Annotated in this window: 12 protein-coding genes and 1 pseudogene; 8 read left to right on the forward strand and 5 right to left on the reverse strand. The window is 66.9% G+C overall.

Annotated features, from left to right (window positions below; translation table 11 throughout):
• Positions 1–796 precede the first annotated feature (796 nt).
• Genes BS329_RS06600 through BS329_RS06615 form a run of 4 tightly spaced genes read left to right on the forward strand, consistent with a single transcriptional unit; the run spans position 797 to position 3,866 of the window.
• Positions 797–1,300: a PE domain-containing protein gene (locus BS329_RS06600; RefSeq protein WP_076156543.1), complete on the forward strand. Its 504-nt coding sequence runs from the start codon at positions 797–799 to the stop codon at positions 1,298–1,300.
• Positions 1,301–1,918: a DUF3558 domain-containing protein gene (locus BS329_RS06605; protein ID WP_076156546.1), complete on the forward strand. Its 618-nt coding sequence runs from the start codon at positions 1,301–1,303 to the stop codon at positions 1,916–1,918. It abuts the gene before it with no gap.
• On the forward strand, positions 1,915–3,120 hold the full coding sequence (locus BS329_RS06610; protein ID WP_076156549.1) for a hypothetical protein: 1,206 nt from the start codon (positions 1,915–1,917) through the stop codon (positions 3,118–3,120). The genes BS329_RS06605 and BS329_RS06610 overlap by 4 nt, the downstream gene beginning before the upstream one ends.
• Before the next feature lie 2 nt (positions 3,121–3,122).
• Complete coding sequence (locus BS329_RS06615; protein ID WP_076156551.1) at positions 3,123–3,866, forward strand: ESX secretion-associated protein EspG; 744 nt, start codon at positions 3,123–3,125, stop codon at positions 3,864–3,866.
• Here the strand turns inward: BS329_RS06615 and BS329_RS06620 are convergent.
• From BS329_RS06620 to BS329_RS06630, 3 genes are all read right to left on the reverse strand, one after another.
• Positions 3,863–4,618, reverse strand: coding sequence for an amino acid ABC transporter ATP-binding protein (locus tag BS329_RS06620; protein ID WP_076156554.1), 756 nt, complete (start codon positions 4,616–4,618; stop codon positions 3,863–3,865). The genes BS329_RS06615 and BS329_RS06620 overlap by 4 nt on opposite strands.
• Positions 4,615–5,418 (reverse strand): amino acid ABC transporter permease, encoded by an 804-nt coding sequence (locus BS329_RS06625; protein WP_076156557.1) that lies wholly within the window; start codon positions 5,416–5,418, stop codon positions 4,615–4,617. The genes BS329_RS06620 and BS329_RS06625 overlap by 4 nt, the downstream gene beginning before the upstream one ends.
• Before the next feature lie 70 nt (positions 5,419–5,488).
• Positions 5,489–6,304, reverse strand: coding sequence for a basic amino acid ABC transporter substrate-binding protein (locus BS329_RS06630; protein WP_076156560.1), 816 nt, complete (start codon positions 6,302–6,304; stop codon positions 5,489–5,491).
• Positions 6,305–6,442: 138 nt separating this feature from the next.
• Between BS329_RS06630 and BS329_RS41755 the strand changes: the two are divergent.
• Positions 6,443–6,869 (forward strand): annotated as a pseudogene (locus tag BS329_RS41755) (circularly permuted type 2 ATP-grasp protein); the annotation flags it as partial.
• A gap of 151 nt (positions 6,870–7,020) precedes the next feature.
• Here the strand turns inward: BS329_RS41755 and BS329_RS06640 are convergent.
• Positions 7,021–7,878, reverse strand: coding sequence for an alpha/beta fold hydrolase (locus BS329_RS06640; RefSeq protein ID WP_076156566.1), 858 nt, complete (start codon positions 7,876–7,878; stop codon positions 7,021–7,023).
• Between the two features lie 84 nt (positions 7,879–7,962).
• Positions 7,963–9,375 carry a M20/M25/M40 family metallo-hydrolase gene (locus tag BS329_RS06645; RefSeq protein WP_084749444.1) on the reverse strand — a complete coding sequence of 471 codons (1,413 nt, stop codon included), beginning with the start codon at positions 9,373–9,375 and terminating at the stop codon, positions 7,963–7,965.
• Positions 9,376–9,748: 373 nt separating this feature from the next.
• On the opposite strand from BS329_RS06645, the gene pdhA reads away from it, so the two are divergent.
• From pdhA to BS329_RS06660, 3 genes are read left to right on the forward strand one after another with little or no spacing between them, the layout of a single operon-like run.
• Positions 9,749–10,954 (forward strand): pyruvate dehydrogenase (acetyl-transferring) E1 component subunit alpha, encoded by a 1,206-nt coding sequence (pdhA, locus tag BS329_RS06650; protein ID WP_076156571.1) that lies wholly within the window; start codon positions 9,749–9,751, stop codon positions 10,952–10,954.
• 1 nt (position 10,955) lies between these two features.
• A complete protein-coding gene (locus BS329_RS06655) occupies positions 10,956–11,948 on the forward strand; it encodes an alpha-ketoacid dehydrogenase subunit beta (RefSeq protein WP_076156574.1) in 993 nt (330 codons plus the stop codon).
• A gap of 16 nt (positions 11,949–11,964) precedes the next feature.
• Positions 11,965–13,296, forward strand: a complete 1,332-nt coding sequence (locus tag BS329_RS06660; RefSeq protein ID WP_076156577.1) for a dihydrolipoamide acetyltransferase family protein — start codon at positions 11,965–11,967, stop codon at positions 13,294–13,296.
• Positions 13,297–13,419 lie beyond the last annotated feature (123 nt).

Genomic DNA, 13,419 nt, shown 5'->3' on the forward strand with positions numbered 1-13,419 from the left:
CCGCAAGTGGCCCCCGGCAGTGGACCGGAACCTGTCACGGGATTGCGACGGCAGAACGGCCACCGGGGTTCCGGCACTCTGCTGTCGATCATCATCACTGGCACAGCCGTGCTGAGCGGCTGCGGCAGTGAATCACCAGGCCAGGCCGCGCCACCGATACTTACGACGCCGTCAGCGCGCCTGCCTCGGGCGGCGCACCGGTCGTGCCGAAACCCATCGAAAAACGGCATCGGTCGAGAAAATCCGTGCAGCGCTGTGCCGATAGCGGCAATCGAAGAGATCGGCGGCAAGGGCGAGTGCTCACGTACTGTGATCTATCAGAGGGGCTGAGCTGCAGTTGGCTGTTTCTCGAAGCCCCCAGCACAGTCGGTGCAGGACTGCTCGTCGGCAACAAACATGGCCTAAGTACGTTAGACGCGCAGAACGCGCCCGGCGGCCTCACCACGTTCCGACCTGTGGATCCTGTCAGCGGGCACCCGCGGTCATCTATGCCAACGGCAGCGAAGGCAGGGGAACCTGCACCGTCATACCGCACGTGTCGTCCGGAAATCCCATGGTCTCCGACCCTTGGGGGATGGCGGCCAAGGTCGCGGCGGCGGCGATCAAGAACTTCAAGAGGTCGTGATCGAGCGAAACCGTCTATCAGGACAAAGTAGGCCGGTCCCACAACTTTCGGCGGTGATCTTCCACGAAGGGGCTGATCGGCGGTTTACCTGCTGCTATCGTCACCGGTTGGAGTCAGAAGTGAACTACGGGTAGGTCGCGCCCCATCGCGGCCCGTGCGGGGAGGCACGTCATGACAGGACCGGGAAGCGGCCCTCAGGGGGTCTACGACCAGATCAACGGGCCGGCGCCGCAGGCACCGCCACCGGGCTCGGGGATGATTCCGGGCGCCGCCGCGGCGCCGCCGTCATCCCCACCGCCTAACTACGGTGAACTGGGTAGCGGCCAGGCGAAGGCCGACTTCGCGTCGGCTTCGGCGAACGGTGGCTGGGAGTTCGACCCGGAAGCCATGGACAACGTCATCAAGCGGCTCCAGGAATGCATCGAACGCGACTTCAGCCGTGCACGCGCCGAAGCCAGCAACCTCACCGGTATCGACGCCATGGGCGCCGAGATCGCGAGTGACGGCTATGTCGCCATGGCGAACGCGTCCGGTGCGGCCTACCAGACCTTTCTCAACGGAGCCGCCGCCTATGCGCAGGCATATATGCAAACCCTGATAGACATCAAGACGGCTTATCAGAATCAAGATCAGGCCGCACTCGACGCGATCCGCTCCCTTGGAAAGGCACTTTGAATGCGTTCTCGGTCCGTGGCCACCCTCGCCGCCGTTGTCTCAGCCGTCGCCGTAGTCGCCGGGTGCGGCAGCGAGACCCCGGGTACGCCCACTCCGAGCCCGACAGCGTCTTCTGCCGCAGCGTCCGGCCTTCCGAGGGCGGGCGCCCCGAAGGTGGGAACCCCGTTGAAGACGACGGCCATCGAAACAAACGCGTGTGAAGCCGCGTCCGAATCGGAGATCAACAGCACCGGCGTGACTTTGAAGACGGCCGAACCGCAGGAGATCGCAGGAGGCAAAGGTTGCCTGTGGATCTTCGCGAACACCTCCGGGACGGTGACCGGAAACCTCAATGCCAACGAGCCCGACGGGCTCAGCCATCTTTACGCGCTCAAAGCACAGGGCAGCGGAGTGACGACATTTCAGCCAGTGGCCGACATCGCCGGCTACCCGGCGGTCGTTTACGCCAATGGTGGCGAGGGCGCAGGTGTCTGCAACCTGGCGATCGGCGTACGCGACGACATGATGTACGTCCTGACCACACAACTCTTCAAGGGCAGCCCCAAGTACAACGACGCTTGCGGGCTCCTCACGAAAATCGGCGAGTTCGCTGTCCAGCACCTGAAGGCGGCCCAATGACCTACAGCGGCTGGGAGATCTTCACCAAGCTCAACGCCAACCCCAACACGACCAAGCGACTCGACGCAGCTCAGGTGTCGTCCCACAAGCTGCTGGTGATCCACGAAGACATCAGCAAGGCCATGGGAGAAAGTCAGACGGCGTTGAGTTCCTTCTGGAAGGGCAAGGCCGCCGACAGCGGCGCGGCAGGTCTCGCCCCGCTCATCGCGACCTCCAAGATCGCGGGCGAGAACATGGATCGCGCCCGCCAGTCGATGTTCGACCAGAACGCCTCCTTCCATTACACGCGCGGCAATGTCCGCCCGGTGGAGAAGGAACGCGCCGGGGACAGCGGGCCCGAAGACGTCTTGTCCATCGGCGCCAGCGACGACGAAATCGCCGCCGCGAAGTTCGACGCGGACACCAAGCACAACGTCGAGATCTACGAGCCGTACTACCAGAGCACCCAGCCGCGGCAGTTGACGCTCGCGCCCGCCTATCCGGCCGCGCACGATCCGAACGTTTCCGCCGGGCCGATCACGCCGGATCCCGTCGATCCCGGGCAGACCAAGGTCAGCGGGTTCAGTGGAGGGCATGGCGAGCCCGGAAGGCATGGCGGCCCCGGCGGGTACACCGGCGGACCGAGTTCGTACAGCGCGCCCCCGGGGGCCGAGGGGTACCAGGCGCCGAGGCCGCCGCAGATCCCGCAGCCGCCGAGAGTGCCGCAGATGCCGCAACCTCCGAGGTCGATGCCGTCTCCGCGACCGAACGACCAGACCGACCTGTCCAGGACGGACCGCGGGTTGGAAGTGCGTCCAGGCGATCACCGTCCGCCCGGCTTCGGGCCCGGTGGCGGCGGTCCTGGTGGCCCAGGCGGTGGCGGCGGCGGATTCGGCCCGGGTTCAGGTGGGTTCGGCGGCGGTTTCGGGCCGGGTGGATCGACCGGCGCGCCGGGGAACATGGGGCCCGGTCGCGGAGTCGGGGCCGGAATGCCCGGTGAAGGCGCGATGCGTGGCCCGGCCGGAACGCCCGCGGGTGGTCCGGCGGCGGGCAGGCCCGGCGCTCCCGGAATGGGCGGCATGGGTGCCGGCGCTGGTAAAGGTGGCAAGGGCGCCGAGGACGAGGAGCACCAGCACAAGATCATGCTGCAGGAAGAGGACGGCGACTCCATCTTCGGCGGTTACGACGGTGACAAGCCGGTTCCGCCGGTGATCGGCGCATAACCGTGCTCCGGAAACCCGTCGAACTGACGCTCCAGACCTACGAAACCCTGCTGGACCAGCATAATCTCGGCGACATCCACCCGACGCTCGTCCGCGGCGCGCAGTGGTACCTGCCCGACGAACGCCGTGAGCTGGCCGCCACCGCGCAGTCCGAATTGGACAGACAGGGTCTGTCGCGGCGCGGCCGGATCGACGACGAGTTCCTCGACACGTTGCGTTTCCTGCAGCGGCCGGCGGTCGAGTACTACTCGTGGGTGAAGTCGGAGGGGCGTGAACGGACTGTTCGCGCCGCGGGCAGCGGCCGGGAAGCGGTCACCGTCGTCCTGGTCGACAAGGTCGTCTACCTGACGCCGACCCGGCCGGACACACTCGCGCAGGACTTCACCGGGCTGCTTCCCGAGGCTCCGCCCGCGCGCACGCCGTCCTTGAACTGCGCGGAAGCCGATCTGCAGATCCTGATGAAGGGCGAAATGCTGACCGGCACCGGCCCGAGCATCCGTGACGCGAAGAAGATCCTCCAGTGGATCCGGTCGCCACACTCGTTCTTCGGAAGGCTGTACGTCGCCATCCGTGACGGCGGCGGCAACCGGAAACGCGTGGAGAAACCACCGGGCTGGATGGACACCGAACAGGGCCGCGTCGTGTTCGGCCCGGACACCAAAGGCTGGGTGAGCCTCATGGGCGCCGGGCCACACGAAATCGCCGCCAAGGTCGTTCAGCTCCAGGCGCAGCTCCAGGGCCGCTAGGCCTGGTGGTTCGGGTTCAGGACCCGCGAAAGGAATGTCTTCGTGCGTTCCTCTTGCGGGTCGCCGATCACCTGGGCCGGCGCGCCCTGTTCGACGACGACGCCGCCGTCCATGAACAACACGGTGTCGGCCACCTCACGGGCGAACTGCATCTCGTGGGTGACGACGAGCATCGTCATGCCCTCCTGCGCGAGCTGCCGCATGACCGCGAGGACGTCGCCAACCAGCTCGGGGTCCAGCGCCGACGTCGGTTCGTCGAACAGCATGACGTCGGGGTCCATCGACAGCGCCCTGGCGATCGCGACGCGCTGCTGCTGACCGCCGGAAAGCTGCGTCGGCAGCGAAGACTCCTTCTCCGCCAACCCGACCTTCGCGAGGTTGTCCCGCGCGATGCGCTTCGCCTCTTCCTTGCCGCGCTTCAACACCTTGCGCTGCGCGACCGTGAGGTTGTCGAGCACGCTCAGGTGCGAGAAGAGGTTGAACGACTGGAAGACCATGCCGATCTTCGTGCGGGCGCCGTCGATGTCGACGTCCGGGTCGGTGATCTCGCTGCCGTTGACCACGATCTTGCCCTGCTGCGGTTCCTCGAGGAGGTTGACGCAGCGCAACAGCGTCGACTTGCCGGAACCCGACGGGCCGATGATGCAGACGACCTGGCCCCGTTCGACGCGCAGGTCGATGCCCTTGAGCACCTCGAGTTCACCGAAAGCCTTGTGCAGTCCCGAAACCTCGACGATCGCCTGGGTGCTCATACCGTTCCTCCGCCGGGCACTCCGGCCCCGTATTTCTTTTCGAGCCGCTGCTGCAGGATCGACAGCGGGATCGTGATGACGAGATAGCACAGACCGGCGACGACGACCGGCGTCAGTCCTCTGGCTTCGATCAGCGCCTGACGGCTGAACTGCGCCAGTTCCTGCTGCAACGGCGTGGTGCCGAGCAGGAACGCCAGCGAAGAATCCTTCGTCAGCATGATCAGTTCGTTGGCCAGCGGCGGCAGGATGATCCGGAACGCCTGCGGGATCACGACGGTGATCATCGTGCGGGCGGGCGACATGCCGAGCGAACGCGCGGCCTCGACCTGTCCGCGCGGCACCGCCTGGATCCCGGCGCGGATGGTCTCCGCCATGTAGGCCGAGGACACGATGCCCAGCGCCAGCATGATCGCGATGTTGCGCGGCAGGTTCGTGTTGAAGGCCGTCGGCACGCCGATGCCGACGGCGATGAAGATCAGCAGCGCGGGCAGGCCGCGGAAGAACTCGATGTACCCACGCGCCACCCAGCGGTACGGGCCGACCGAGGAAAGCCTCATCAGGGCGAGCAAGAGGCCCAGCCCGAGACCGAGCACGAAGCCGAGAGAGGTGAAGACAATGGTGTTCTTCAGTGCGACGGTGATGACGGCCGGGAACTGGTTGGCGGCGACCTCGAGATCGAAGAACGCCTTGCCGATCCTGCCCCAGTCGGCCAGCAAGGCGAGCACGATGACGATCACCAGCAGCAGGACGTATTGCCCGTTCCGGAACGCCGAACGTCGCTGGCGGCGGCTCAAAGCCATTTCTCTCCTCAAACAAGTGGCGACAAACCGGTGGCCGGTGCGCTCTGCACCGGCCACCGGGAACGGATTATCAGCTGGCGGTCGGGCCGCCGGGCTGCCAGGTCGGGGCCTTGCCGAACCACTTCTGGTAGATCTGCGCGTACGAGCCGTCCGCCGCGGACGCCTTGAGCACCTCGTTGATCTGGCCGAGCAGGGCGGTGTTGCCCTTCTTCACACCGATTCCGTAGAACTCGTTCGTCTTGAACTCCGTGACGACCGTGGTGTCCGGGTTCGCCTTCGCGAAGTCGTAGAGCACGCCGTTGTCGTTGACGCCCGCGTCGATCGTGCCGTTCTTGACGGCCTGCTCCAGCAACGCGAGGTCGTCGAACGTGACGATCTCCGCGCCCTTGGCTTCCTTCTCCGCGTACTTGGCGCCGGTGGTGGCCGACTGGACACCGATCTTCTTGCCCGTGACGTTCGTAAGGTCCTTGATCGGCGACCCGACCTTGACCAGCAGCGCCTGGGTCGCCTCGAAGTACGGGTCGGAGAAGTCGAACTTCTGCTTGCGCTCGTCGGTGATCGTCATGCCCGCGGCGGCCAGGTCGCACTGCCCGCTGTTCATCGATTCACCGGACTCGATGTTCTCGAAGGCGATGTCGACGATGGTCTGCTCGACACCCAGCTTCTTGCCGACCAGGTCGACCAGGTCGACGTCGAAGCCGACGATCTTGTCGCCCTGCTTGACCTGGAACGGCTGGTAGGGCAGGTGCGTGCAGGTGGTGACCTTGCCGGAAGCGACGAGCTGGACGCCTCCTGCCGCGGTACCGCCTTCCTCACCGCAAGCAGTCAGCACTCCTGCGGCTAGGGCGAGCGCCGGGATCAGGGCGAGCGCTTTGAATCGGGCCACGTCGTCACTCCTTGTAGTTCCCATGTGTCGAGAGCACGCATATTGCCACTCATCCGGCGGCAATCACAGCACTACGACGTTACAGCGCCGTTTCGGCCGTCACTGTCCTTGTGCGGGTTATCGCGCCAACGTGGCAGGGTGAGCGGTTACGGCGACGACGACTTTGCGAGGCGGGCGGCGAAACCTCGAGCGTCAAAACCTCGAGCGCGGTTCGACGGCTGTCTCTCGTCGTACGCGGCCGCGTACGACGAGATGTTCACCGCCGACGCACGGTCCGCCAGCCGTATCGAGCACTGTACGAATCGATCTCCGCGCTGACCTCGACGGATCTTTCCGCCGAATGGAGCGAACTCGAACGCGGTGTGGCGCAACGGGTCCGCGCGCTCGAAGCCTTTCTCGCCGACAGGCGGATCCTGCGTGAAGGTGTGCTGCCGCGACGGCTGATCACCTCGTGTGAGCCTGTTCGCCCAGCATCGGGTCCGCCCTGTCGGCGATTACGCCTCGCATCTGCGGCGCGCTGCGGGCGGCGGCCGCGGCGAACGTCGCCGATCCGATGGTCGTCGTCCACTTTGGACGTCTCGGTGCAGCTGACCCGGCTGACGTGAGCCGTCAAGCCCGGCGCCGGAGCAGCAGCTCACGGCGGCGCTGAACAAGTTCGCCCAGGGCCACGCGACGAGGCCGCGGTATCGGGTGGCCGGGTCGGCCGATACCGACGCCTAGCCCAGGAACCCCCGCAACGCCGCCGCGAGGTCAGCCGGGTTCTCCTCGGCCATGTGGTGCCCGGACTCGATGGCGAAGCCGCGGACGTCCTCGGCCCACTCGCGCCATACGGCGACCGGATCGCCGTAAAGATCGGCCATGTCGTCGCGGCTGGACCACAACATGAGCAGGGGGCAGGCGAGTTTCCGCCCGGCCGCCTTGTCGACGTCGTCGGCATCGCGGTCGGGACCCAAGCCCGCGCGGTAGTCCTCGAGCATCGCGTGGACGGTCTCGGGATCGTGGATCGCGCGCAGGAAGTCGGCGTGGTTCTCGGCGCCCATCGCGTCGGGATCGCCGCCGTACCAGGCGTCCGGGTCGGCGTTGATCACGCGCTCGGCGGGCTTCGCGAGCTGCCCGAAGAAGAACCAGTGCCACCATTCACGCGCGAAGTTCGCGTCGGCACGGGCGAGCGCTTCGCCGATCGGGACGCCATCGAGGATGACCAGCTTGGTGACGTTCCCGGGGTGGTCCATCGCCAGCCGGTGCGCGACGTAACTGCCGCGATCATGTCCGGCGACGGCGAACCGCTCGTGGCCGAGATGGCGCATGAGCGCGACGATCGCGTTCGCCATGGCGCGTTTCGAATGCGCGGAGTGGTCTTCGGTGGTCTCGGGTTTCGAGGACTGGCCATAGCCGGGGAGATCCGGGCAGACGACGGTGAACCTGTCGGTGAGCCGAGGCGCGACGTCGTACCAGGTGGTGTGGGTGCGCGGATGGCCGTGCAGCAGGACGAGAGGCGGTCCTGACCCACCGTGACGGACCCTGAGGGTCGCTTCACCGACATCGACGTTTTCGAGCTCGAAACCCTCGAACATGATCCTCCCGCGCTTGCGATGAAAGGTCCTTTCCTGGTGAATTTTGCTGGGAAAGGACCTTTCATCGCAGCGTGAGCGGGAAAATCAGCTCCGGGCGTGCGCGTCCAGGATGTGCGCGACCGCTTCGGTGACCCGCTGCGCGAAGTCGATGTTCAGCCACTCGTCCGGCACGTGGATGTTCGAGTCCGGCCCGCAGGCACCGGTGACCACGAACTGCGCCTCCGGGTACTTCTCACCGAGCAGCCCCATGAACGGGATCGACCCGCCCATGCCGTAGCTCTTGTGCGGCGCGCCGAAGACCTCGCCGCTCACCCGGTGCAGGGCCTCGTCTAGCCACGGTGCGGTGGCGGGCGCGTTCCAGCCGTTCTCGGCCTGGAATCCACTCAGCTCGACCGAAGCGTCGTAAGGGACGTCCGTGGTGAGCACGCGGCGGACGGCCGCCATCGCGGTCTGCGCGTCGACGGTCGGCGGCAGCCGGAAGCTCAGGGTGAGCGTGGTGCTGTCGCGCAGCACGTTGCCCGCGTCGGCCGGGAGCGGGAAGCCCTCCGCGCCGATCACCGAAAGCGTCGGCCGCCACGAGTTGTTGAGCAGCAGTTCGAGGTCGTCGTCGGACACCGTCCGGCCGACCACCGGGAACAGCGTCTTCGCCGCGCCGGGCGCGATCTCGACGACACCGCGAGCTTCCTCGACGCGGTTCTCCGGGATGTCGACGCTCAGTTCGGCGAGCTTGATCTCGCCGGTCTCGACGTTCTCGATCCGGTCGATCAGTGCCCGCAGCACGCGGAACGAACTCGCCACGATGCCGCTGGCCATGCCGGAGTGCTGCGCGGATTCAAGCACCTTCACGGTGACGTTGACGTGCAGCATTCCGCGCAGGCTGGTGGTCAGCCACAGTCGTTCGTAGTCCGTGCCGCCCGCGTCGAGGCAGACGACCAGCGAGACGGCGCCGAGCCGCTCCTTCAGGTGCTCGACGTAGGCGGGCAGGTCCGGGCTGCCGGACTCCTCACCGGTCTCGAGCAGCACGACGGCGCGGGAGTGCTCACCACCGGAGGCGCGGACCGCCTCGATCGCCGTCGTCGCCGCGTAGCCGGAGTAGCCGTCGTCGACCGCGCCGCGGCCGTACAGCCGCCCGTCGCGGATCACCGGCGTCCACGGGTCGAGCCCCTCGGACCAGCCACCGACCGGGGGCTGCTTGTCGAGGTGCCCGTACATCAGCACGGTGCCCTTGTCGGCCGCTTCGGACGTCGCCGGGATGTCGACGAGCAAGAGCGGGCTGCGGCCTTCGAGTTCCACGACCTCGAGCGTCGCGCCGGGGATCTCCCGGGCGGCGATCCAGGATCGGACGTGCTCGACGGCACCCGCGAGGTGGCCGTTCGCCGCCCACTCGGAGTCGAACGCCGGCGACAACGCGGGGATCGCCACCAGGCCGGACAAGCTGGGAAGGACGTCGTGCGCCCAGTTCGAAACCACGGTTTCGCGTACGGATTTCTGCTCCACGTCCGCCATCCTGCCACGGGTCGGCAGGGGTGTTGTGGGTCACAGCGACGGGCACGGATCGTCATCGCTCAAGCCGGGCGATACCCCCATCCGGGCTCGTCGTCCGCTGGTCGGCGCCCGGGTGAAACCCCTACTTTCGGCGGCCCCACACTCGGGCGTCCTAGCATTTTCCCTGATCAGGCACCCTTTCTCAGCAACAAATCAGCATCCGCCACTGACCAAAACGGCGTCCGGCATGCCAGGATGTGCGCACGAACCGTCAACGCCGATGGTGACCCAGCGCTTCAGATCCGACGTGCTGGTCCCCGCCGGCGCAGTCACTGTGGCCGCCACAAGTGGCCGCCAGAGGCGCCGACACCAAGGAGAGCAGCTCATGCCGTCCGAACACTGGACGCACCCGGAACCTGGAGATGGTCCCGCCGCCGTATCGGCGCAACCTTCCCCCGAACAGGTGATCGCCGGTTTGCGAGCAACGAGTGAAGGTGGCGCTGAGCTGACTCAGCTGCTCACCCCCGAAGGCGAACGGGTCCCCTCGCCGCGATTCGACCGCTACGTCGACGACATCGACACTGAAGCCCTCAAGGGCCTGTACCGCGACATGGTCCTGGTCCGCCGCGCGGACCGCGAGGCCAACGCGATGCAGCGCCAGGGCCAACTCGGCATCTGGGTCCCGCTGCTCGGGCAGGAGGCGGCGCAGATCGGCTCCGGCCGCGCGCTGCGGAAGGGGGACATGGCGTTCCCCAGCTACCGCGAGCACGGTGTCGCGTACACCCGCGGCGTCGACCTCAAAGAGGTGCTCGGCATCTTCCGCTGCACCGACCACAGCGGCTGGGACTACCAGGGCCACGGCTTCCACCCGTACACCATCGTGATCGGCAACCAGGTGCTCAACGCCGCCGGTTACGCGATGGGCCAGAAGTTCGAAGGCAAGGTCGGCGACGACGACGGCGAAGCCACCATCTGTTACTTCGGTGATGGAGCGACTTCGCAGGGCGACGTGCACGAAGGCTTCGTCTGGGCCGCCGTCTACGACGCGCCGCTCGTGTTCTTCTGCCAGAACAACCAGTGGGCGATCTCGGAGCCCACCGAACGCCAGTCTCGCCTGCCGCTGTACCAGCGTGCCCGCGGTTACGGCTTCCCCGGCATCCGCGTGGACGGCAACGACGTCCTCGCCTGCCTCGCGGTCTCCCGCTGGGCACTGGAGGAATGCCGTCACGGCAACGGCCCGGTGCTGATCGAGGCGTTCACCTACCGGATGGACGCGCACACCACCACCGACGATCCCACCCGCTACCGGCTCTCCGACGAGCTGGAGGAGTGGAAGCTGAAGGACCCGATCGAGCGCGTCCGGGCGTATCTCGCCCGCGGTGGCGGCGCCGACCAGGCGTTCTTCGACCAAGTGCAGGCCGATTCGGACGCCTTCGCGGCCGAGCTGCGCGACTACTGCTTCAACATGCCCGAACCGCCACCCGAGCGGATCTTCTCCAACGTCTACGCGGAATCCACGCCGCTGCTCGACGCGCAGCGTGAAGAATTCCTGTCCTACCTGGACGGTTTCGTCGAGGCGGGTGAGCACTGAAATGAGCGACCCCCAGAAACTCACCATCGGCAAGGCGATCAACCTCGGCCTCCGGCGCGCCATGGAAGAGGACCCGAAGGTCCTGATCATGGGTGAAGACGTCGGCAAGCTCGGCGGCGTCTTCCGCATCACCGACGGCCTCCAGAAGGACTTCGGCGAGCAGCGCGTGCTGGACACGCCGCTGGCCGAATCGGGCATCATCGGCACCGCGGTCGGCTTGGCCGTCCGTGGTTTCCGCCCGGTGTGCGAGATCCAGTTCGAAGGCTTCATCTTCCCTGGCTTCGACCAGATCTCCAGCCAGGTCGCGAAGCTGCACTACCGGACGCAGGGCAAGGTCAAGATGCCCATCGTGATCCGGGTGCCGTTCGGCGGCGGCATCGGCGCGGTCGAGCACCACTCGGAGTCGCCGGAATCGCTGTTCGCGCACATCCCGGGCCTCAAGGTCGTGTCGGTTTCGAACGCCGTCGACGCCTACTGGGGCATCCAGCAGGCGATCAAGTCCGACGACCCGATCCTGTTCTTCGAACCGAAGAAGCTGTACCACTCGGGCGCCATGAAGTCCGAAGTCGACGTCGAGGCCACACCGGACCAGCTGTTCAAGTCCCGTGTCGTCCGTGAAGGCACCACGGCGACCGTCGTCGCATACGGCCCGTCGGTGAAGGTCGCGCTCGACGCGGCCTCCGCCGCCGAGGACGAGGGCAAATCGCTCGAGGTCATCGACCTGCGGACGCTGTCCCCGCTCGATCTGGAGCCGGTGTTCGAGTCGGTGCGCAAGACCGGACGGCTCATCGCGCTGAGCGAGGCGCCGTCGGAATCGTCGCTGACCTCGGAGATCGCCGCGCGCGTGCAGCAGGAATGCTTCTACTCGCTGGAAGCCCCCGTGCTGCGGGTGACCGGATTCGACACGCCGTACCCGCCGGCCAAACTCGAGGAGCACTACCTCCCCGATCTGGACCGGGTGCTGCACACCGTCGACCGTTCACTCGCCTGGTAAGGGGGAAGTTCCTGAAATGCCCGAGTACAAACAATTCCCCCTCGCCGACACGGCCGAGGGGCTGACCGAAGCCGACATCATCGCCTGGCAGGTCAAACCGGGTGACACCGTGACGGTGAACCAGATCGTGGTCGAGGTCGAGACCGCGAAGGCCGCCGTCGAACTGCCCATCCCGTGGGCGGGCGTCATCACCGAACTGCTCGTCGAGCCGGGCCAGACGGTGGAGGTCGGCGCGCCGATCCTCACCATCGACGTCGACCCCGGCGGCAAGGCCGCCCCTTCCGCCCCGGCACCCGCTGCCGCGAAGGAAGAGGAACCGGCCGAGGAGGAGATGAAGCCGCTGGTCGGCTACGGCTCCAAGGCCGTCGTCACGCAGCGCCGGGCACGGAAGGGCGCGGCACCCGCCGCTCCCGCCCCCGCTGTGGCCGTTACCCCGGCGCCCGCCCCTTCGAAGCCGAAGGGCGGGTACGTGCCGCTGGCGAAGCCGCCGGTACGCAAACTCGCCAAGGACCTCGGCGTCGACCTGCACGCCCTCACCGGCACCGCCGACGGCGGTGTCATCACCCGTGACGACGTGCACGCCGCCGCCAACGGTTCCGTCGCGCCCGCCGCCATTCCGTCCACTGTGGACAGCGGCTACGACCCCGCCACGCGGGAACGCCGGGTGCCGGTCAAGGGTGTCCGCAAGGCCACCGCGGCCGCGATGGTGCAGAGCGCCTACACCGCCCCGCACGTCACGGAGTTCCTCACCATCGACGTCACGCCGATGATAGAATTCCGGGAGAAGCTGAAGAAGTCGCGTGAGTTCGCCGGGGTCAAGGTCACCCCGCTGACCTTCGCGGCGAAGGCCGTCTGCCTGGCGGCCAAGCGCACTCCGGACGTCAACGCGGTGTGGGACGAGGCCGCGCAGGAGATCGTCTACAAGGACTACGTGCACCTCGGGATCGCCGCGGCCACGCCGCGCGGGCTCGTCGTGCCGAAGGTCCGCGACGCGGATTCCCTCTCGCTGAAGGACCTCGCGGCCGCGATCTCCGAGCTGACCGATGTCGCCCGTCAGGGCAAGACCACACCGGCGGCGATGCTCCACGGCACCTTCACGATCAGCAACATCGGCGTCTTCGGCATCGACACCGGTACCCCGATCATCAATCCCGGCGAGTCCGCCATCCTCGCGCTCGGCGCGATCAAGGACACCCCGTGGGTGGTCGACGGTGAGATCAAGGTTCGCAAGGTCATGCAGCTTTCGCTGAGCTTCGACCACCGCGTGGTCGACGGGCAGCAGGGCTCGGAGTTCCTGGCCGACGTCGGCGCACTGATGGCCGACCCGGCGGTCGCGATCACCTACTGACGTTTGCGCGTGAAGGCCCCCTTCCCTCGGCTCAGCCGCGGGAAGGGGGCCTTCACGCGTCTCAGTCTTAATCGGTTGACGGAGTGAGCACTCACTCCGCACACTGGAGGCATGACAGAAACC

The organism is Amycolatopsis coloradensis (assembly GCF_001953865.1).
Lineage (GTDB): Bacteria > Actinomycetota > Actinomycetes > Mycobacteriales > Pseudonocardiaceae > Amycolatopsis > Amycolatopsis coloradensis.